Raw genomic sequence first — 18,986 nt, 5'->3', positions numbered from 1 at the left:
ACCATATTTCAGGCCATTCAGAAGGGGGTCGGTCGCACTCTCTCCGCATCAGCGGCGGCGACTCGAATAACTTTACACACGAACCACCACCAAAACAAATCCACCCCCAACACCACCCCACCACCCCCAAAAACCCCGCCACCACAACGAACCCAGCCACCCGCCGGGCCCAGCGCAGGCCGAAACGGCGAAATCAGGATTCTGTGTACTGGCCCACACCCGGGGAATCTGCGGCGAACCCACGGCCCGCTGTCTCAGGCTCCCTCCATCAGGCGGCGAGAGGACCAGCTGGCCCTTGTTCTTCCGGAGCAGTTTCCAGGTCTGCAGCTGCTGCCGGAGCATCAGGACGGGCAGGGTCTGACTTTCGCGGTTCGCAGCCCCTGGCCAGCGGTAGGCCCAGCCGAGGTCGCGGACGACCTGGGTGACCACAGCGGGTTTGAGATAGCCGTCCTGGGTTAATTGCAGGCCGTCGGTGCCCGCCTGGTCCAGCAGCCAATGGACGGGCCGCACGACGGCGTCGGCCTCCTCGTCCGTGGGCGGTTCCGGCCAGAGGCGTTTCGACAGGTCGTCCAAGCGGCGGTGGAGGCCGTCGGCGTCGAACGCGGGAGGCGACGCCAGCCACCAGGGCCCGGGCCCGCGCTCGACGGCGGCCGCCGGCTAAGTGCCCTGCGCAGCATCCTCCTCCGCCGGCGGTGCGGAGCCGGTGAAGAGGCTGATCAGCCCGTCGATCTCCCGGTGCGCGTCGGCGGGGTGGCGGAAGTGCTGGTGGGGTTCGATGGCGTAGCGGGTCCTCCGGCCGTCCCGCCGCCGGTGGAGGTAGCCGCCGTCCTCGAGGTCCTTGAGGATCTGCAGGACTGAGCGCGGCGTGATCCCCACCGTGGCGGCGAGCTCGGTGACCTTGGCCTCCGGGTCCGCCGCCACCGCCAGCAGGACGTGTCCGTGGTGCGTCAGGAACGTCCAGCCCGGGCGCGCCGGCAGCTGTGGTGCGTCACCGCTCACATGCGCTCCCGCTCCGCAGGTTCGTTCGGCTCCGGGGCCTGTCCCCCGGCGGAGCCGGCGGGGGCAGCGGCGCCGGACCCGCCGCCGTCGGACTCCTGATGCCCGCCAGGGCCAGCGGCGCCCGTACCGGCGCGTGCGCTGGAGCGCCGCCGCCACAGCGGCTCCAGCGCGGCGATCTCAGCGGGGGTTGCTGTGCCGAACGGAGGGTTGGCCGGCGCCTCGGGAGCCTTCCGGGCCTGGCCGCGGGTGGCCCAGAGGCTGGCGCCGATGGACACGCCCAGGATGGTGGCGATCACGGCCAGGGACAGCGGTGTGGGGATGTAGAAGATGTCGATCTTGAGGAGCATCTTGATGCCGACCCAGATTAGGACCAGCGCCAGCCCGATCTTGAGGTAGATGAAGCGGTGGATCAGGTCGGCGAGCAGGAAGTACATGGCCCGCAGGCCCAGGATGGCGAAGGCGTTGGCGGTGAAGACCAGGAACACCTCATCGGTGACGGCGAAGATCGCGGGGATGGAGTCCACGGCGAAGATGATGTCCGTGACTTCGATCAGGACCAGGACGGCCAGCAGCGGGGTGGCGAGCAGGACGCCGTTCTTGCGGATCAGCAGGCGCTGGCCGTGGAACTTCTCGGTCATGGGCACCCGCCGGCGGAAGAGGTTCAGCGCCCGGGACTTTTCCGGGTCGAGGTGGTCGTTGCGGTCGCGGATCATCCGGTAGCCGGTGAGGAGCAGGAAGGCGGCGAAGATGTACAGCACCCACTCCGCGCTGGCGATGATCACGGCGCCGGCCGCGATGAAGATGCCGCGGAACACCAGGGCGCCCAGGACGCCGAGGAACAGCACCCGGTGCTGGTATTCGCGGGGTACGGCAAAGTACGTGAAGATGATGGCCCAGATGAACACGTTGTCCACGGCAAGGGATTTCTCGATTAGGTATCCGGCGAAGTATTGCTGGCCAAATTCCGCGCCGTAGATGTGCCAGACCACGGCACCGAAGCCGACGCCGATGGCGACCCAGAGGCCGGACCACAGCGCGGCTTCCCGGACGCCGATGACGTGCGCCCTGCGGTGCGCAAACAGGTCGACGGCGAGCATCAGGACAATGAGGGCAATGACGGCCAGCCAGGCCCATAGGGGAACGTTCATGAGGGAGTACCCGCTTCCAGTCAGTTCAACTAACTGGAGGTCTTTCCCGGCTCTTGGAGCCTGTCCCGCCGGGCCGCTCAGGGTCGGCCGTATTGACGACGGGACATTTCCGGGGATACTCCCCTCCGTGCAAATAAGTGAAGCACACTTCACCTATGGTAGGCAACGGTCCGGCGGGGTTTCCTACTTTTGCAGCCACACCTCTCCCTGCGACGCGGTTCGAGTCCTGCGCGGCGCCAAGATCCTGACGCTACGGGTATACGGGCGCGCAGGGTCAGTGGCCCGTCACGAGGCACGAACCGCGTCGCCATCCCCCTGGCCGCAGCGCTGCCTCACCCTGCGACGCGGTTCCTGTCCTGCGCGGCGCCAACGTCCAGACGCTACCGGTATGCGAGCGCGCAGGGTAATTGGCGCGTCACGAGGCACAAACCGCGTCGCCACGTGGCCGGACTCGCAGCGCACCACGAGGCACAACCGCGTCGCCACGTCGCCGGACTCGCAGCGCACCACGAGGCACGAACCGCTTCGCCACGTGGCCCCCGTGTCACCCACCGCCGCCTCGTTGCGCTGCCTCCCCCGCGGTGACTAGGGTGGATGGTAAGCATGCTTAGCATGCGCGCGGCGTGTAACCCGCCCGCGCAGAAGTCCCACGATCCGGAGGAGCACCATGACTGACCAGTACACGTTCAGGAACCCCGTCACCGCGTACGAAGACATCACTCCGCCCGAGCAGAGCCAGCCGGAACCCGGCCTGGACGCCAAGATGACGCCCAAGGCCGACCTCGGCGAGGACACCTACCGCGGCACCGGCCGGCTGGAGGGCCGCAAGGCGCTCATCACCGGCGCGGACTCCGGGATCGGCGCCGCCACGGCCATCGCGTTCGCCCGCGAGGGGGCCGACGTCGTTATGTCCTACCTCCCGGAGGAGGAAGAGGACGCCACCCGGATCGCCGGCCTCATCGAGAAGGCCGGCCGCAAGGCGGTCAAGGTTCCCGGCGACCTCAAGGACTCGTCCGTGTGCCGCGCGCTGGTCGAAACCGCGGTCAAGGAGCTCGGCGGCCTGGACATCCTGGTGAACAACGCCGGCAAGCAGGTGGCGCAGGAAGCCCTTGCAGACATCGACGACGTCCAGTTCGACCACACGTACAAGACCAACGTGTACGCGATGTTCTGGCTGACCAAGGAAGCGCTGCCGCACCTGCCGGCCGGCTCGAGCATCATCAACACCACGTCCATCCAGGCGTACAGCCCGTCGGAGACGCTGGTGGATTACGCCTCCACCAAGGGCGCCATCAACAACTTCACCAAGGGTCTGGCCCAGCAGCTGGCGCCCAAGGGCATCCGGGTCAACGCCGTGGCGCCCGGCCCGATCTGGACCCCGCTGCAGCCCAGCGGCGGGCAGCTCACCGAGGACCTGCCGGAGTTCGGCAAGGAGACCCCGCTGGGCCGCGCCGGACAGCCGGCCGAGCTGGCCCCGGCCTACGTATTCCTGGCCTCGTCCGAGTCCAGCTACGTGGTGGGCGAGACGCTGAACGTCAACGGCGGCATGCCGACCCCGTAGCTCCCGCAGGCACCTCTGGGGCCCTCTCCCGCAGTCGGGGAGAGGGCCCCTTGGCGTTAGTGCCCGACGGCGGAGCTCCCGCCCCGGCGCGCGGGACGGGCCCCGGCGGCCTGTCCCGCACGCTGCCGCGGCAGCTGGCGCCCGGAGTCCTCAGCCGCCGGACTGAGGCACATGTCCCCCGGCAGCAGCCACCAATACTGCAGGTCAGCGTCGCGCGCCTCGGCCGGCGGTCCGTCCCCCGCAGCGCCGTGGGGCCCTGAAAAGAGCCACGCGCCCCACGTCCTGATGTTCAGCAATGCTGACGCCCCCTGGCGAAGCCTGTCAGGAGCGCGCCGCCCAGGGCGCTCACCGGCGAGGAAGGCCCGGTTCTTCCAGCGCCGCTGGCGCCCCCGCTGCCAGGGCCCTCTCCGGGCCCGTCCGTTCCGGCACCGTCCGTTCCGGCACCGTCCGTTCCGGCACCGTCCGTTCCGGTCCGGGCGGCCTCCAGCGCAACCAGCCAGTCGCCGTACCGGGTGATGTCGGTGCCGGTCGTAGCCGCCAGCGCGTCGCAGGCGAAACCCACGGCGCTGGTGCCGTCGTCCAGGCGCACGGACCCCAGCAGCATTGGCTCGGGCAGCGCCGCCAGGAACCGGCCCAGCGCCGCCTCCGACACAAGCCAGAGCTCGGCCGCCAGCGCCGCCCCGTCCTCCGAGCGGTACACCCCGGGCTTCGGCGGCTCGGTATCAAGCTGCACCATCCGGTAGCGGGCCGCGGTCCGCATCGGCCCGGCCCAGGCGGCGCCCAGGGATTCGAGCTGGTGGGCCAGCGGCTGGCCCCTGCGGTGTGCCCCCACCACGGCCAGGGGCACTGCGGACGCGCCGGCCCGGACAGGCCAGGGCTCCCCTGACGGCGTCTGCCGCGCCGCGGCGGCCCCGGCCGCAAACGAGGCCGGCGGCCGCGGGGTGGCTTCAATGGTGCGGGCAATGTCAGCCACCACGGCGTCGTCGAAGGGGCGCCCCACCACGGTGAGTCCGAACTGGGCCCCCTCCACCTCGCCCGCAGGCACTGCCACGGCACACAGATCGAACAGGTTGCAGAAGTTCGTATAGGTCCCCAGCCTGGAGTTCACCCCCACCGGATCCGCCGCGACGTCCGCAAGGCTCGGGTGGAACGGTGCCGTGGGGACGACCAGGGCATCGAACCCCTCCAGCCGCACCATCGCCTGCCGCATCAAGTCCTCCAGCCGGGCCGTGTCCGCGACATAACTGTGCGCAGTCACCTGGCCGGCGCGGCGGATGATTCCGGTCACCGTCGGATCCAGCCCGGCGGCACGTCCGGGACCGCCCGGGGCGGCGTCAACGAAATCCCCGACGGCGGCGTAGCGCTCGGCCACCAGCCCGCCGTCGTACAGCAGGCGTGCAGCCTGCAGGAAGGCCTCGAACTCGATCGGCTCGGCCACAACACCGGAGGCCCGAAGCCTGGCGATCTGCCGGCCGAACTCGTCGGCCCAGGCCGGCGGAAGCTCCGGGAGGCTGGCCGGATAGGCCACCCGCGGACGGGCCGGCGCCGCCAGCCGGACCTCGGCAGGCCATGGCCGGGCGCCGCCGGCCATGATGCCCATGGCAAGCTCCGCGGTGGCGAGGTCCCGAGCGAAGATGGTCACGGCGTCCCAGGAGCGGCAGGCGGGGACCACCCCGGCGGTGGACACCACGTTCAGCGTGGCTTTGATGCCCACAATGCCCTGGAAGCCGGCGGGAACGCGCCCCGAACCAGCCGTGTCGGTGCCGATCGCGAGGTCCACCAGCCCCAACGCCACGGCCACGGCGGAGCCGGAGCTCGACCCGCCGGAAATGCGGTCCGGCCGGCGTGCGTCCCGGACCGCGCCGTGCGGGCTGCGTGTCCCCACCAGCCCGGTCGCAAACTGGTCCAGGTTGGCCGCTCCCACCACCACCGCCCCGGCTGCCCGGAGCCGGGCCACGGCCTGGGCGTCCTGCTCCGGCTGGTAGGCAAACCCGGGGCAGGCGGCCGTGGTGTCGATCCCCGCCACGTCCACGTTGTTCTTCACGGCGAGCAGCAGTCCGGCGAGGGGCAGGTCCGCGCCGCCGGCCACCGCGTCATCAACCCGCGCGGCCTCAGCCAGCAGGTCCTCCGCCGGCCGGACGGTGATCCAGATTTCCGGCCGGTCCACCGCCTCGATGGCGGCGAGCGCCGCCCGCACCCGGTCAGTGGTTGTGGCATTCGTTGACGTCATGCTGCCGCACCTTCCAGTTCCTTGGCCGCGGGGTCTCCCGCGGGCTGGCCGGTGGGGTCCTCCGCGGGAAGCCCGATCACCACCAGGGCCTCACCTCCCACCACTTGGGAACCCGCCGCCGGCAGCACCTGCTGCACCACGCCGTCGCACGGGGCGGCCAGCACCGTTTCCATCTTCATCGCCTCCAGTGAGACCAGCGGCTGGCCCTCCACCACGCGGTCCCCCGCGCTGACATCCACTTTCCACACGCTCGCGGCGAAGGGGGCAGAGACCAGGGTGGCCCCGTCGGGCACCACCAACTCTTCGGTAGCGGGCACGACGGCGGCCGCGGCGTCCGCGCGGTCGAACTCGCCGGCGTCCGCCCAGTCCTGGCGTTCGAGGGCGAACGCGGCGGCCTGCCGTTCCCGGAACGCCGCGATGGACCCGCTGTTCCGGGCCAGGAACTCCTCATGGTCGGCCAGGGAGAAGGTGCCGTCCTCAATCTCGACGCCGCGTCCCCGGCCGGCGGCCATGTCGGCACGCAGGTCCAGGAGCTCTTCGGGGCTGACCGGGTACCAGGAAATGCGGTCAAAGAACCGCAGCAGCCAGGGCGAGCCCGGTTCGAACGGCGCGGCGTCGGCGTAGCGGGACCAGACCTGGGTGGTCCGGCCGACGAACTGGTAGCCGCCGGGTCCTTCCATCCCGTAAATGCACATGTACGCCCCGCCGATGCCGACGGCGTTTTCCGGCGTCCAGGTCCGGGCCGGGTTGTACTTCGTGGTGACCAGGCGGTGGCGCGGGTCCAGCGGTGTGGCGACCGGGGCGCCCAGGTACACGTCGCCCAGTCCCAGCACCAGGTACTCGGCGTTGAAGACGGTGTCGAAGACGTCGTTTACGGAGTCCAGGCCGTTGATGCGCCGGATGAACTCGATGTTCCACGGGCACCACGGGGCGTCGTCCCGGACGCCGGCCATGTAGCGCTGAATGGCCTCGCGGGTGGCGGGATCATCCCAGGACAGGGGCAGACGCACGGTGCGGCTGGGGACCACCAGCTCGGAGCTGGCCGGCAGGGCGGCTTCGATTTCCTGCACCAGGCCGAGGAGCCGAGGGGCGGGGAGGACGGTGGGGTCCACCTTGATCTGCAGGGACCGGATCCCCGGGGTGAGGTCCACAATGCCCGGCATGCGCAGCTGCTCGAGGTGCTGGTGCAGCGCGTGCACGCGGGCCCGCAGGCTGAGGTCCAGGACCATGTCGCCATATTCGACCAGGAGGTTGTCATCGCCGGAACGGCGGTAGGTGACAGCCGGCCGGCCGGGAGCCTCGGGCACCCGGCCCAGCACGCCGTCGTCGCCGTCTCCGCGCCGGATCCCGGCCGACGGCGCCGGGCCGGTACCGGACCAGCCGGCGTCCCCCGGCAGCACCAGCTGCCGGCCCGGCCCCAGGTCCTTCGCCGACGACGCCCGGCGGGCTTCCACCGGCACGAACCGGACGGTGTCACCCGGGCGCAGCTGTCCCAGCTTCCAGCGGTCGGCCGTCACGACGGTCACGGGGCAGACGAAGCCGCCCAGGCTGGGGCCGTCCGGGCCGAGCAGGATGGGGGTGTCGCCGGTGAAGTCCAGGGCGCCCACCGAGTAGGCGGTGTCGTGGATGTTGGACGGGTGCAGTCCTGCCTCGCCGCCGTCGTTGCGGGCCCACCGCGGCTTGGGGCCGATGAGCCGGACGCCGGTCCGGGCGGAGTTGAAGTGCACCTCATAGCTGGCGGCGTAGAGGTCCTCGATGTCCTCGCGCTGGAAGAATTCGGGGGCGCCGTGGGGGCCCTCCACCACGGTCAGTTCCCAGGCGGAGCCCAGCACGGGCCGGCTGTCCAGCGGCACAGGACCGGCGGCCACGGAACCGGCGGGAACCCCGGCGGCCGGGGCCACGGCCCGCAGCACGTCACCGGCGCGGAGCACCCGGCCACCGTGGCCGCCGAACTGGCCCAGGGTGAAGGTGGACGCGCTACCCAGGTACTGCGGCACGTCCAGCCCGCCCTGGAACAGGATGTAGCCGCGCAGGCCGGACCCTTCGGCGGTGCCGACGTCCAGGGTGCCTCCCGCGGGCACCGTCACCGGTTCCCAGGCAGGCACGTCCGTCCCGTTGACGGTCAGCGTGGTGCCGGCACCGGTCACGCAGACGGTGGTGTCATGGGTGAAGACCAGGCGGGGGCCTGTCATGGTGAATTCGAGCCCGGGCGCGCCCTCGGCGTTGCCCAGGGCCTGGTTGCCCAGCCGGAAGGACAGGTCGTCCATCGGACCGCTCGGCGGCACACCCACCTGCCACAGCCCGGCCCGGCCGGGCCAGTCCTGGACGGAGGTCTGCAGCCCGGGCCGCTCGACGGTAATCCGGGGTTCCGGGTCGCCCAGGTCGTTGAGGGTTCCGGTGGAGTGGGCGGCATCGCGGACCACGTCCAGCCCGGTGACGGCCCGGAGCATCCCGAGGTTCGTTTCGATGCCGTCGATCCGGGTGGCTTTCAGCGCGGCGCCGAGCCGGTCAAAGGCCTGGGTGCGGTCCGCGCCGGTGGTGATGATCTTGGCCAGGAGCGGATCGTAGTTGGTGGACACCTCGCTGCCGGTCTCCACCCAGGCGTCCACGCGCACACCCTCCGCCCCGGGGAAACCAGCGCCAGGATAGGCGGCGTTGGTCACGGTCCCGGAGCTGGGCTGGAAGTTGCGGGCCGGGTCTTCGGCATAGAGCCGGGCCTCGACGGCGGACCCGGAGACCGGAAGCCCGTCCGGCAGCCCGGCCAGCACGCCGGCCGCCTCGGTGCCGCCCTGGGCCAGCCGGAGCATCCACTCCACCAGGTCGACGCCGGTGACTGCTTCGGTGACGGGGTGCTCCACCTGCAGGCGGGCGTTGACCTCCAGGAAGGAGGCTTCCTGCCGGACCGGGTCGTAGACGAACTCCACGGTCCCGGCGGACCGGTAGTCCAGCGACGCGCACAGCGCCCGGGAGCTGCGGTGCAGCTCCTCCCGGAGTGCCGCGGGCAGGTCCGGGGCGGGGGCTTCCTCCAGTACTTTCTGGTGGCGGCGCTGCAGCGAGCAGTCGCGGTCCCCCAGGCTCACCACCCGGCCGGCGCCGTCGCCGAAGATCTGCACCTCCACGTGCCGGGCGTGCTCCACGTAGCGCTCGGCGAAGACGCCGGCGGTGCTGAAGCTCGCGCCGGCCAGGCGGGCCACCCGGGGGTAGCTCTCCGTGAGCTCGTCCTCGGTGCGGCACACGGTCATCCCGATGCCGCCGCCGCCGCCCGTGGCTTTGAGCATGATCGGGAAGCCGATGTCCCGGGCGGCGAGTACGGCGGCGTCGATGTCCGGGAGCAGGCCCGACCCGGCGATCATGGGCACGCCGGCGGCGCGGGCGGCGTCGCGGGCGGTGTGCTTGGTGCCGAAGATCCGGAGCTGTTCCGGCGTCGGGCCCACAAAGACCAGGCCCGCGGCCTCCACGGCTTCCGCGAAGCCGGCGTCCTCCGAGAGGAACCCGTAACCGGGGTGGATGGCGCCGGCGCCCGTGGCGGCGGCGGCGGCGAGCAGGGCCTCCACCTTGAGGTAGGAGTCCTTGGCCGGGGCCGGGCCCAGGAGCACGGCCTCGTCGGCCAGCCGGACGTGGCGGGCGCCGCGGTCCGCCTCGGAGAACACTGCCACGGTGCGCAGCCCGAGGGCGCGGGCGGAGTCGATGATGCGGCAGGCGATCTCGCCGCGGTTGGCGACGAGCAGGGTGTCGAACAGTGGGGTGTCGAAGCGGTTCACAGGGCGGCCTCCGGGCGGGTGACGATCATGCGGACAGGCGTGGGGTTGAAGCCGTTGCACGGGTTGTTGACCTGCGGGCAGTTGGAGACCAGCACCAGGGTGTCGGTCTCCGCCCGCAGGGCCACCCGTTTGCCGGGCGCGGAGAGGCCGTCGACGATGCCGAGGGCCCCGTCCGGGTCCACCGGGACATTCATGAACCAGTTGATGTTGGAGACCAGGTCGCGTTTGCCCAGCCCCCAGCGGGATCCCTCGATCAGGAAGTTCTCCACGCAGGCGTGCTGGTCGCGGGTGTGCTGCCCGTAGCGCAGCGTGTTGGATTCCTGCGAGCAGGCCCCGCCGATGGTGTCGTGCACTCCCACCTCGTCGGCCACCACTGTCATCAGCGGCACGCCGGCGTCGGAGCGGAGCACGGAGCCGGTGGTCAGCACAATGGAGCGCTGTGCGGCGAGGGTGACGGCCGCGGAGTAGCGGATCTCCGTGTCGTTCGCGGCGTAAAGCAGGCAGTCCACGGCCTGGTTGCCGTCCAGGTCCACGATGGTCAGGACATCCCCGGCGGCCACCACGGCGGACCAAGGCCCGCGGGCTTCCACGTACTCGTCGAGGACGACGGCGCCGTCCGCGAGCGCTGTCTGGCGGGCTCCGGGACGGGTGCCGGTCGCGGGGGTCAGGGATTCGGTCACGGGGTGGGTCACGGTGTTCATCGGGCGGTCCTTGCGGTGAGGTCGTGGTCGGTGTTGTGGAGCGCCTGGCGGTGTTCGGCAGCCAGCGGTCCGGTCAGGAGGCCGTCCTCCAGCAGCCTGAGGTCTTCCGGGGCGTGCCAGGCGACGACGTCGACGGCGGTCCCGGTGAACTCCGGGCGGGGGTCCAGGGGGTGGGCGGTGTTGGCGAGGAGCACCACGGTGTCCATCTGCAGGAGGATCTCGACGGCGGCTCCGGCGCCGGCTGCCCCGGTGAAGCGGATGCTGCCGTCCGGGTCCACCCGGATGCCTTTGAACAGGGAGAGCGACGGCGCCACGTCCCGGGCGGCCAGCCCCTGTTTCAGCGCGGCGAGGGTCAGCAGTTCCCGCCCGGCGGGCGAGGGGCTGTGGGCTGTTCCGGCGCCGTACCGGGCCGCGTTCCCGGCCAGCGTGGTGGTTCCGGTGAGGGCGTCGTGGCGGGCAGACGTGTCGGCCACGATCGTGCCCATGAGCCGGCCGGCGTCGGACAGCAGCGGGTGACCGGCTGTGGGGTACGCCTGCCACGGGACCTTGACCGTGTCCGCCACGTTGAGCCGTTCGTGCAGTGCCCCGGCCCGGTAGAGCAGGACGTGGACGCAGGCGTCCCCGTCCGTGTCGGTGAGCCGGAGCCGGGTGCCGCGGGCCAGCGGCAGCGCGGTGTAGCGGCCGAAGGCCACGGATTCGGCCCAGGACAGGCGGGCGACGGCGGCCTCGGTCAACCCTGCGGTGAGCCGGGCCGGGGCGGTTCCTGCCGGGACGTGCCGCATGGTGTCCGTGGTGCGCCCGTGCTGTTCCCGAGCGTGGGCGCGGGCCCCTGCTGTGGTGGATGTGCTGGGTGTTTCGATGGTCTGTGTCATGTCAGTCCTGGGGTCTGGTTCCGCGGTGGCGGCGGGTGCCGGGGCGGGCGGATCTGGGGTTTGAGGGGGTGAAGGGTGGCGGAAGTCAGGCTGCAACGCGGGAGCTGGCGCGGGAGCTGGAGCGGCGGATCCAGACGCCGAGCAGGAGCACAATGCCCACCATCAGCGGCGCCGAATAGAGCAGGATGCCGTTTTCGCCGGAGGGGTCGTAGACCTCGGGCCGGGGCCAGGCGAGGTTGGCCACCATCACGGCGCCGTAGAGCACGGCGAGGATGTTGACGGGCAGTCCCCACCGTCCCAGCGAAAACAGCCCGGCCGGCATGGTCTGGCCCACCCGGTCCCAGTCGCCGCGGAGGCGGTTGAGGAGCTGCGGCACGGTGACCAGGAGGTATGCGATGTACACCATGACGATGCAGACGCTGCAGAGCGTGGTGAAGAGGGCGGCATTGCCGACGTTGATGGCGAGGACACCCACGGCCAGGGCGCCGATGGCGATGGACGGCCACATCGGGGTGCCGCGGGTGGGGTGGACGGAGGCGAGCAGGGCCGAGGCCGGCAGTTTGCCGTCGCGGGCCATGGAGAAGACCAGGCGCGAGCCTGCGGTCTGGATGGCCAGGGTGCAGACGAAGATGGCGACGGCCACGTCCACCAGGAGCACCTTGCCCCAGAAGGTGCCCAGTACGGCGGTCAGCACGTAGGGCAGGCCCTCGGCGGCGAGCCGGCCGTCGTCGAGGCTGGGGGCGGCCATCAGCGCCGTCACGATCATCAGCGCCCCGCCGATCCCGGAGATGACCAGGGCGGACAGGATGGTCCGGGGTGCGGTGCGCCGCGGGGACTTGGTCTCCTCGGAGAGCTCGCCGGCGGAGTTGAAGCCCACCATCACGTAGGCGGCCATCAGGCCCGAGACCATAAACGCGCCCACCGCGCCGAGGTCGGAGCCGGCCAGGACGGTGGTGTCCATCACGACGTCGGGTCCGCGCTGGGCGGCGGTGATCAGCGCCAGGATCACGGCGATGACGCCCACAATCTCGCACGTTACGCCCACCGAGTTCACGTGGGCCATCAGCTTCACACCCAAGGAGTTGATCACGGTGGTGACCACCAGCAGGATGGCGCCGAGGACGACGGCGTTCGCGGCGCCGGTGGTGGTGTTGAGGGCGGGGTCGCCGCCCACCAGCTGGAATCCGTCCCAGAGCTGGGGCAGCACCACCTGCATGGCGATGGCGGCCGCGGCGGCGGTGACCACCTGCGCCAGGGCCATGAACCAGCCGGCGAACCAGCCCACCGTTTCACCGCCCACGCGCCGGGCCCACTGGTACACCGCGCCGGAGAGCGGGTAGCGGGCCGCGAGCTCCGCGAAGTTCAGGGCCACCAGCAGCTGGCCGATCAGCACCACCGGCCAGGTCCAGAAGAAGGCCGGGCCGGCAAAGGAATAGCCGAACGCGAAGAGCTGGAAGATGGTGGTCAGGATGGAAACAAAGGAGAAGCCTGCCGCGAAGGAGGCGTAGCGGCCCAGTTTGCGGTGCAGGGACGGCTCGTAGCCAAGCGACGTGAGGTCTGCATCATCCGTCTGCGCGGATGAGGGAAGAACTGTGGTGGTCATCGGAATCTCCGGGGCTGGACGGCGTGGGGATTGAGGTGTTCCGGCAACTGCAGCGCTGGGCCCAACCCTGCGGAATACCGGTCAATTGATAGTTTTCCAGCCGGACATCCCGAACTCGTTTCCCCCGTGTAAAAGGTGGATAGACAGAATATTTCCGCCGTGTTTCCGCGGCCTCACCGTCCTGCAGGGGGCACCGGAAGGTCCCGTTGGGGTGCAAGAATGATGCCGTGACCAGTACCGGCCCGGGGCGCCCCCGCAAGCAGCAACCCTCCCGACCGGGGGCCACCGCCCGCGAGGAAATCCTCGACGCCGCCGCCGAGCTCTTCACCACCCAGGGGTACGCCACCACCTCCACCCGGTCCATCGCGGACGCCGTCGGGATCCGCCAGTCATCGCTCTACCACCACTTCGGCACCAAGGACGACATCCTTGAGGTCCTGCTGGCCGGCACCGTGGCCGGCGGCCTCGCCTTCGCCCGGGCGGTGTGCGCCGGCAGCGGTGATGGCAGCAGCCCGGCGGCGCGGCTGCACGCCGTCGCCCTCTATGACGGCACCCAGCTGTGCAACGCCCGCTGGAACCTTGGGGTGCTTTACAACCTGCCGGAGGCGCGCAGCGCCCGGTTCGGCAGCTTCATGGCCGACCGCCGGGAACTGCGTGGCCTGTACCGGCAGCTGGGGGCTGACCTTCCGGGCAACGGCTGGGCCGGCCCGGAACAGAACGGGGATCTGGCCTTCCGGCTGGTGGAGTCCTTGGTGAGCCTTCGCGCCGACGGGCTGGCCACCCCGGAATCCCCGCTGCAGGCGGCGGACGCGGGCATCGTGCTCAGCGGGCTGGCGGACAGTCTGCCCGCGGTCCGGACGGAAAGCGCGGCGCTCATCCGTCAGGCCGGCTGAGCGGCCGAATCAGGGACCCGGCGCTGTTCTCACGGGCCGGCCGCACTGCTACGTTGGCTGGATGGAACGATCACTGGTTAGGCCCCCGAGGGGCAGGGTCATCGCCGGCGTGTGCGCAGGCCTCGCCGACCGCTTCGGCATCTCCCGCACGCTGGTCCGCGTCGGGTTCGTGTTCTTCGGCCTGTTCGGCGTGGGCGAGCTCGCCTACATCGTGCTGTGGATCCTCATCCCCAAGGCCAAGTAGAACGCACGCCCGACGGCGGCGCTCGGCCGCCGCACGAAGACCGGCCGCGCGAATCCGCCCGCTACCCGCCCACGTGGTGGATGGTGAACGCGCTGAGGAACCCGACGGCGGCCACCAGGCCGGTGAGGTTGTGGTGTTCCTCGAACGCCTCGGGAATCATGGTGTCGGCCAGCATGGCCAGGATCCCGCCGGCGGCCACGGCGGTGATAAACGCGACCGCTTCCTCAGGAGCGCTCTCCAGCGCGGTGTAGCCCAGGAGCGACGCAGCGCCGCAGAGCAGGGCGATCCCGCCCCAGACGCCAAAAACGTACCCGGCGCTGCGGCCGGCTTTTTTCATGCCGGCCGTGCTGGAGAGCCCTTCGGGGACGTTGGAGATGAAGACGGCCGCGAGCATGGCGGGGCTGACGGCCCCGGCCGTGATCAGCCCCAGTCCCAAAACCACCGATTCCGGGATGCCGTCCAAAAGGGCGCCGACGGCGATGGCCGTGCCGCTGCCGGGGCTGTCCTTTTCGGAGGGCTGCTTTCCCCCGGACCGCTTCCGGTGTTTGGCCCCGGAGCGCGCCAGCAGGGCGTTCGCGCTGACGTAGACCACGGCGCCGGCCAGGAACCCTGCCACGGTGGGCCACAGCCCGCCGCCCTGGACTGCCTCGTCCACCAGTTCGAAGGCGAGGGCGGAGATGAGCACACCGGCGCCGAAGGCCATGATCGAGGAGACCAGCTTCGCGGGGATGGCCCACTTCCAGGCCAGCGCGGCGCCGAGGACCAGAGCCCCGCCCGCCAGCGTTCCCCAGAACATGGCCTGCGCCCACATCGGCATGCGTTGTACCTTCCGCGGCCGCGAAGCCTGCTAGCTGAAATGTGAGAAGGCGCCCGGCGCTGAGCCGCCGGCCACCCTCAAGAAGTCTTGCAGATCCGGGCGCTGAAGTGACGAAGCACCGCGGCGGCGGACCCGCCCTACTGCACGCGCGAGCCCGGCAGGTACCAGGCCAGCGACGACGTGAAAGGCTCGCTGGGCAGGCTGCCGGCGGACCACGACTCCGTGGACCGCACCACCGGCGTGTGGCCGTGGCCGTCCCGGAGCACCGCGCGGACCGTGGCGGTGCCGGCGGCAACAATCAGTCCGAACAGCAGGACTACAAACAGTTCCATTTTCATTTCCTAGCGGGGGTAGTGCGGATGGGATGTCTCCAGTGTCGGCAGGGGCCGTGTGAGCAACCGTGTGAGTTCCCCAACCCCAGGACGGGCACCGAAACAGGCGCCCGCACAGCCCTCCGGGCGTAAAATTAACCCCATGGCCGAGACATGGATCCGGCTCCTCGGTCCGCCCAGGATCGAGTCCCCAGGCGCCGCTCCCCCACAGCCCAAAGGCCGCAAAGCCTGGGCTGTGCTGGCCTACCTCGCCCTCCAACCGGACGGCGCCAGCCGCGGCCGCACCGCCACCCTGCTGTTCCCGGACGCCGCGGACCCGCTGGGCGCCCTGCGCTGGAACCTGTCCGAGCTGCGCCGCACCCTCCCAGGCATCTCCCTCACCGGCGACCCGCTGCGGCTGGCCGTCCTGCCGCCCTGGCACTGCGACGCGCTGGAGCTGGTGGGCGCCACCCCCGGCGGCGGTGCGGATCCGCGGCGGTTCGAGGGCCAGCTGATGGAGGGCCTCTCCTTCGCGGACAGCCCCGTCTTTGATTCCTGGCTGGCGGACCAGCGGTACCGGCTGGAGAACTGCGTCCAGTCGCTGCTGTACGAGGGGTCGCTGGCCGCCCTCGCCGCGGGTGCCCCGGCCGACGCCGTCGAGCTCGCTTCCCGGGCCCTGCGCCGGGATCCGTTCCACGCCGACTGCACCGCCGTCCTGGTGAAGGCGCTGGTGGCCCTCGGCGAGCACCGGCGGGCGCGGGAGGAGGTCACTAAATGCGCGGACCTGTACCACCGCGAGCTGGGCCTGCCGCTGCCGGCGGAGGTCCGGCGCGCCCTGTCCGATTCCGAGCCGGTGGCGGACCCCGAGCTGCACGCCACCGCGGCCACCGTCCGGTCCTACCTTGACGCCGGCAGCGCCTCCCTGTCCGCGGGCGCCGTCGACCGGGGGCTGGACCAGCTGCGGCTCGCCGTCGTCCTGGCCCAGCGCGCCGGGCAGCCCGCCCCGGACCGGCACCTGGTGGCCGAGTCGCTGGTGACGCTGGCCGGGGCACTGATCCACCAGGCGGGCGGCCGCGGCGCCGAGGTGGCCGACTTCCTGCACCGGGCGCTGTCCGCGGAAGCGCCCGACGGCGTCTCCCGGACGGCCGCCGCGGCCCTCCGGGAGCTGGGGTACCTGTCGGTCCAGCGCGGGGTGCCGGACCGGGCGGCCGGCTGGCTGGAGCGGGCCATGCAGGCGGCGCAGGGCATCCCGGAGGAGCAGGCCCGGATCCTGGCGATCCAGGGCATGCTGGCCTCGGACACCGCACACTACGGGGATGCGGTGGGCGCGTTCGCCGAGTCGGGCCGTTTGGCGCGGGAGGTGGGGAACCGCAGGCAGCAGGCGTTCAGCGACGCCCTGCTGGGGCGGGTCCACCTGCTGCGCGGGGACCTGGAGCTGGCGGCGGCCGCCCTGGACCGGGCGCTGGCCGGGGTCGCGGCGGAACACTGGACGGCGTTCGAACCGTTCGTCGCCGGGGTGCGGGGCGAGGTCCATCTCGCGGCGGGCCGGCTGGAGGAAGCGGCCGCCCTGATCGACCGGGCCTGGGTGATGGCCGAGCTGGCCGGGGACCACTGCTACCTGGCCCTGGCCGCGGGTGCCGAGGCCCGGCTGTTCCTGGCGCACGGCGACCTAGCGGCCGCGGAGCACTGGATCGACCGGGGGCTGGAACCCAAGCCGTGGTACCTCTGGTACACAGCCCGGCTGCTGGACGCCGCGGCGGAGGTCTTCCTCGCCATGGGGTCCCCGCGGGCTCCGGGGTTCGTGGACCGGCTGGCGGCGCTGGCCAGCCGGAGCGGAATGCGGGAGTTCGCGGTGCGGGCGCTGTCACACCGGGCGGCGCTCGGGGACGAGGCCGCGGCGCAGGCGGTGCCGTGGCTGGCAAAGGAGATCGACAACCCGGCGCTGGACGCGTACCTGGCCACGCGGCACGGTGCCGCGTTGTAAGAGGCTGCCGCGGCAGCCGCCGCCTGCGATACTCAAGCCATGACGACGTCGTACGCGTTCCGCGCCGAGCTGTGGCTCTACCCCGGGGAAGCTGGGTGGCACTTCATCACGCTGCCGCGGGAGGTGGCGGAGGAACTGCGGGAGGACGCGGCCCCGTTCGCCAAGGCGTTCGGCTCGATCAAGGTGACCGCGTGCATCGCCGGGCAGCGGTGGTCCACGTCGGTGTTCCCGGACGCCGCGAGCGGCTCGTACCTGCTGCCGGTGAAGAAGGCGGTCAGGACGGCGGCGGGCCTGGCCGCGGGGGACACGGCCGACGTCGAACTGGTCCTGGAAGACGGCGGTGAAACGCCGGGCCTGTCACACCCGGCGAAGCACGCCCGGGTTAACAAAAAGCAGGGCCCGTCCGAAGACGGGCCCTGCTCGAAACCTAACGGTCCCGGATCTCTAGGAAATTAGAGAGCCTGGATGTTGGTAGCCTGGGGACCCTTGGGGCCCTGCTCGGTTTCGAAGGAGACCTTCTGGTTCTCTTCGAGGGAGCGGAAGCCGGAGGAGTTGATCGCGGAGTAGTGCGCGAAAACGTCCTGCGAGGAGTCATCGGGGGAAATGAAGCCGAAGCCCTTTTCAGCGTTAAACCATTTGACGGTACCAGTAGCCATTATTTTTGTCCTTCGTGAAGGTGGAGGAAAAGTCCCGACTTTCGGGTCCTCCGGTGTGGGGTGCTCAAAACCGCTGCTTCAGAAGAACACGGGCTTTCGACCGTGCGTACTGCCTGAACTACGAACTGCATAAACACAACAACAGGTTCCACACTACAGCAGATTTGCGGGGCGCATTACCAAGCGGCCTCGGGGACGCCGCCCGCAGTCCGCTGACCGGCGGCGCGGGCGGACCTACAATGGCCGCATGACACCGCAGGAGCTGGCCAACCTGGCGCACCTTCGCCGGGCCCGCGACCTGATCGACCGCGACTACGCCCTGCCGCTGGACGTGCCCACCATGGCCGCCGGCGCCCTCATGTCTCCGGCGCATTTCTCCCGCCAGTTCAAGGCGGCCTACGGCGAGACCCCGTACAACTACCTCATGACCCGGCGGATCGAACGCGCCATGGCGCTGCTCCGGGCCGGGGCCAGCGTGACGGAGGCGTGCATGGAGGTGGGGTGTACGTCGCTGGGCTCGTTCAGTTCCCGGTTCACCGAGATCGTCGGCATGCCGCCCAGTGAGTACCGGTCCCTGGAGCACCATGCCGCGCAGGCCATGCCGCCGTGCATCGCCCGGCTGCGCACCCGGCCGCCCCGGACGCAGCGCGTCCAATCCGAGCAGGATTGAAGAAGCGCCCCTCACGCCGCGGTAATAGCGTGAAGGGCATGAACATTTCACTGCAGTACGCACAAATCACCGTCAACAACCTCGACGAGTCGCTCGCGTTCTATCGGGATGTGCTGGGCCTGGAGGTGAGGAACGACGTCGGCTCCGACGGCCAGCGCTGGGTCACCCTGGGCAGCGACGCCCAGCCGGACCTGGAGCTGGTGCTCTCCGAGCCGCACGCCGGCCGCTCCAAGGACGACGGCGACGCCCTCCAGCAGCTGCTGGTCAAGGGCGCGCTCCCCGTCCTGGTGTTCCGCACCGACAATCTGGACGCCACGTTCGAGTCGGTCCGGGCCTCAGGCGCGGAGGTGCTCCAGGAGCCCATCGTCCAGCCGTGGGGCCCGCGGGACTGCGCGTTCCGCGACCCGTCCGGCAACATGGTCCGCTTCAACGAGGCCGCGTAGCCCGGGGGCGCGGAGCCGGCTTCTCCTTTGGCGTGCTCGCGGACGTCGGTGTCAACTGCTTGACACAACCAAGCGGTGGGGTTTGACTCAGCT

General features: G+C 70.9%; 18 protein-coding genes. 7 read left to right on the top strand and 11 right to left on the bottom strand.

The window, feature by feature from the left end; genetic code table 11:
• Positions 1-72 precede the first annotated feature (72 nt).
• From ACTWQD_RS17535 to ACTWQD_RS17525, 3 genes are all read right to left on the bottom strand, one after another.
• Positions 73-573 carry a hypothetical protein gene (locus ACTWQD_RS17535; protein ID WP_443197404.1) on the bottom strand — a complete coding sequence of 167 codons (501 nt, stop codon included), beginning with the start codon at positions 571-573 and terminating at the stop codon, positions 73-75.
• 84 nt (positions 574-657) lie between these two features.
• On the bottom strand, positions 658-999 hold the full coding sequence (locus ACTWQD_RS17530; protein ID WP_443197403.1) for a winged helix-turn-helix domain-containing protein: 342 nt from the start codon (positions 997-999) through the stop codon (positions 658-660).
• The gene (locus ACTWQD_RS17525; RefSeq protein WP_443197402.1) at positions 996-2,147 is read right to left on the bottom strand and encodes a TerC family protein; all 1,152 of its coding nucleotides are present in this window, start codon (positions 2,145-2,147) and stop codon (positions 996-998) included. The genes ACTWQD_RS17530 and ACTWQD_RS17525 overlap by 4 nt, the downstream gene beginning before the upstream one ends.
• 667 nt (positions 2,148-2,814) lie before the next feature.
• Between ACTWQD_RS17525 and ACTWQD_RS17520 the strand changes: the two genes are divergently transcribed.
• Entirely contained in the window at positions 2,815-3,708 is an 894-nt protein-coding gene (locus ACTWQD_RS17520; RefSeq protein WP_443197401.1) for a glucose 1-dehydrogenase, read from the top strand.
• A gap of 289 nt (positions 3,709-3,997) precedes the next feature.
• On the opposite strand, the gene atzF is transcribed toward ACTWQD_RS17520, so the two are convergent.
• From atzF to ACTWQD_RS17495, 5 genes are all read right to left on the bottom strand, one after another.
• Complete coding sequence (atzF, locus tag ACTWQD_RS17515; RefSeq protein WP_443197400.1) at positions 3,998-5,938, bottom strand: allophanate hydrolase; 1,941 nt, start codon at positions 5,936-5,938, stop codon at positions 3,998-4,000.
• Positions 5,935-9,699 carry an urea carboxylase gene (gene uca, locus ACTWQD_RS17510; RefSeq protein WP_443197399.1) on the bottom strand — a complete coding sequence of 1,255 codons (3,765 nt, stop codon included), beginning with the start codon at positions 9,697-9,699 and terminating at the stop codon, positions 5,935-5,937. The genes atzF and uca overlap by 4 nt, the downstream gene beginning before the upstream one ends.
• A complete protein-coding gene (locus tag ACTWQD_RS17505) occupies positions 9,696-10,400 on the bottom strand; it encodes an urea amidolyase associated protein UAAP2 (RefSeq protein WP_443197398.1) in 705 nt (234 codons plus the stop codon). The genes uca and ACTWQD_RS17505 overlap by 4 nt, the downstream gene beginning before the upstream one ends.
• Complete coding sequence (locus tag ACTWQD_RS17500; protein WP_443197397.1) at positions 10,397-11,272, bottom strand: urea amidolyase associated protein UAAP1; 876 nt, start codon at positions 11,270-11,272, stop codon at positions 10,397-10,399. The genes ACTWQD_RS17505 and ACTWQD_RS17500 overlap by 4 nt, the downstream gene beginning before the upstream one ends.
• A gap of 85 nt (positions 11,273-11,357) precedes the next feature.
• Positions 11,358-12,875, bottom strand: a complete 1,518-nt coding sequence (locus tag ACTWQD_RS17495) for an amino acid permease (protein ID WP_443197396.1) — start codon at positions 12,873-12,875, stop codon at positions 11,358-11,360.
• A gap of 227 nt (positions 12,876-13,102) precedes the next feature.
• On the opposite strand from ACTWQD_RS17495, the gene ACTWQD_RS17490 reads away from it, so the two are divergent.
• Both ACTWQD_RS17490 and ACTWQD_RS17485 read left to right on the top strand, forming a co-directional pair.
• A complete protein-coding gene (locus ACTWQD_RS17490; protein ID WP_443197395.1) occupies positions 13,103-13,768 on the top strand; it encodes a TetR/AcrR family transcriptional regulator in 666 nt (221 codons plus the stop codon).
• Between the two features lie 61 nt (positions 13,769-13,829).
• Positions 13,830-14,012: a PspC domain-containing protein gene (locus ACTWQD_RS17485; protein WP_443197394.1), complete on the top strand. Its 183-nt coding sequence runs from the start codon at positions 13,830-13,832 to the stop codon at positions 14,010-14,012.
• Positions 14,013-14,073: 61 nt separating this feature from the next.
• On the opposite strand, the gene ACTWQD_RS17480 is transcribed toward ACTWQD_RS17485, so the two are convergent.
• Entirely contained in the window at positions 14,074-14,829 is a 756-nt protein-coding gene (locus tag ACTWQD_RS17480) for a ZIP family metal transporter (protein ID WP_443197393.1), read from the bottom strand.
• A gap of 137 nt (positions 14,830-14,966) precedes the next feature.
• Positions 14,967-15,161: a hypothetical protein gene (locus tag ACTWQD_RS17475; RefSeq protein WP_443197392.1), complete on the bottom strand. Its 195-nt coding sequence runs from the start codon at positions 15,159-15,161 to the stop codon at positions 14,967-14,969.
• A gap of 142 nt (positions 15,162-15,303) precedes the next feature.
• Here ACTWQD_RS17475 and ACTWQD_RS17470 point away from each other — a divergent pair, with 142 nt between their 5' ends.
• Complete coding sequence (locus tag ACTWQD_RS17470; RefSeq protein ID WP_443197391.1) at positions 15,304-17,124, top strand: tetratricopeptide repeat protein; 1,821 nt, start codon at positions 15,304-15,306, stop codon at positions 17,122-17,124.
• A 39-nt stretch (positions 17,125-17,163) separates the two neighbouring features.
• Entirely contained in the window at positions 17,164-17,580 is a 417-nt protein-coding gene (locus tag ACTWQD_RS17465) for a DUF1905 domain-containing protein (protein WP_443197390.1), read from the top strand.
• Here ACTWQD_RS17465 and ACTWQD_RS17460 read toward each other — a convergent pair.
• On the bottom strand, positions 17,577-17,780 hold the full coding sequence (locus tag ACTWQD_RS17460) for a cold-shock protein (RefSeq protein ID WP_056738746.1): 204 nt from the start codon (positions 17,778-17,780) through the stop codon (positions 17,577-17,579). The two genes, ACTWQD_RS17465 and ACTWQD_RS17460, sit on opposite strands and share 4 nt — an antisense overlap.
• A gap of 247 nt (positions 17,781-18,027) precedes the next feature.
• On the opposite strand from ACTWQD_RS17460, the gene ACTWQD_RS17455 reads away from it, so the two are divergent.
• A complete protein-coding gene (locus ACTWQD_RS17455) occupies positions 18,028-18,450 on the top strand; it encodes a helix-turn-helix transcriptional regulator (RefSeq protein WP_443197389.1) in 423 nt (140 codons plus the stop codon).
• A 38-nt stretch (positions 18,451-18,488) separates the two neighbouring features.
• A complete protein-coding gene (locus ACTWQD_RS17450) occupies positions 18,489-18,893 on the top strand; it encodes a VOC family protein (protein ID WP_443197388.1) in 405 nt (134 codons plus the stop codon).
• Positions 18,894-18,986 lie beyond the last annotated feature (93 nt).

Origin of the sequence: Pseudarthrobacter sp. 1C304 (assembly GCF_052245515.1) — a bacterium.
In the GTDB taxonomy this organism is placed as follows: domain Bacteria; phylum Actinomycetota; class Actinomycetes; order Actinomycetales; family Micrococcaceae; genus Arthrobacter.
This window is presented reverse-complemented; position numbering and strand designations above follow the sequence as displayed.

Excerpts from the sequence above, each read along its gene's own strand:
- ACTWQD_RS17455 (WP_443197389.1), top strand. The coding sequence starts at position 18,028 with ATGACACCGCAGGAGCTGGCCAACCTGGCGCACCTTCGCCGGGCCCGC.
- ACTWQD_RS17470 (WP_443197391.1), top strand. The coding sequence starts at position 15,304 with ATGGCCGAGACATGGATCCGGCTCCTCGGTCCGCCCAGGATCGAGTCC.
- ACTWQD_RS17460 (WP_056738746.1), bottom strand. The coding sequence starts at position 17,780 with ATGGCTACTGGTACCGTCAAATGGTTTAACGCTGAAAAGGGCTTCGGC.
- ACTWQD_RS17450 (WP_443197388.1), top strand. The coding sequence starts at position 18,489 with ATGAACATTTCACTGCAGTACGCACAAATCACCGTCAACAACCTCGAC.
- atzF (WP_443197400.1), bottom strand. The coding sequence starts at position 5,938 with ATGACGTCAACGAATGCCACAACCACTGACCGGGTGCGGGCGGCGCTC.
- ACTWQD_RS17485 (WP_443197394.1), top strand. The coding sequence starts at position 13,830 with ATGGAACGATCACTGGTTAGGCCCCCGAGGGGCAGGGTCATCGCCGGC.
- ACTWQD_RS17465 (WP_443197390.1), top strand. The coding sequence starts at position 17,164 with ATGACGACGTCGTACGCGTTCCGCGCCGAGCTGTGGCTCTACCCCGGG.
- ACTWQD_RS17495 (WP_443197396.1), bottom strand. The coding sequence starts at position 12,875 with ATGACCACCACAGTTCTTCCCTCATCCGCGCAGACGGATGATGCAGAC.
- ACTWQD_RS17525 (WP_443197402.1), bottom strand. The coding sequence starts at position 2,147 with ATGAACGTTCCCCTATGGGCCTGGCTGGCCGTCATTGCCCTCATTGTC.
- ACTWQD_RS17505 (WP_443197398.1), bottom strand. The coding sequence starts at position 10,400 with ATGAACACCGTGACCCACCCCGTGACCGAATCCCTGACCCCCGCGACC.
- ACTWQD_RS17500 (WP_443197397.1), bottom strand. The coding sequence starts at position 11,272 with ATGACACAGACCATCGAAACACCCAGCACATCCACCACAGCAGGGGCC.
- ACTWQD_RS17480 (WP_443197393.1), bottom strand. The coding sequence starts at position 14,829 with ATGCCGATGTGGGCGCAGGCCATGTTCTGGGGAACGCTGGCGGGCGGG.
- ACTWQD_RS17520 (WP_443197401.1), top strand. The coding sequence starts at position 2,815 with ATGACTGACCAGTACACGTTCAGGAACCCCGTCACCGCGTACGAAGAC.
- ACTWQD_RS17475 (WP_443197392.1), bottom strand. The coding sequence starts at position 15,161 with ATGGAACTGTTTGTAGTCCTGCTGTTCGGACTGATTGTTGCCGCCGGC.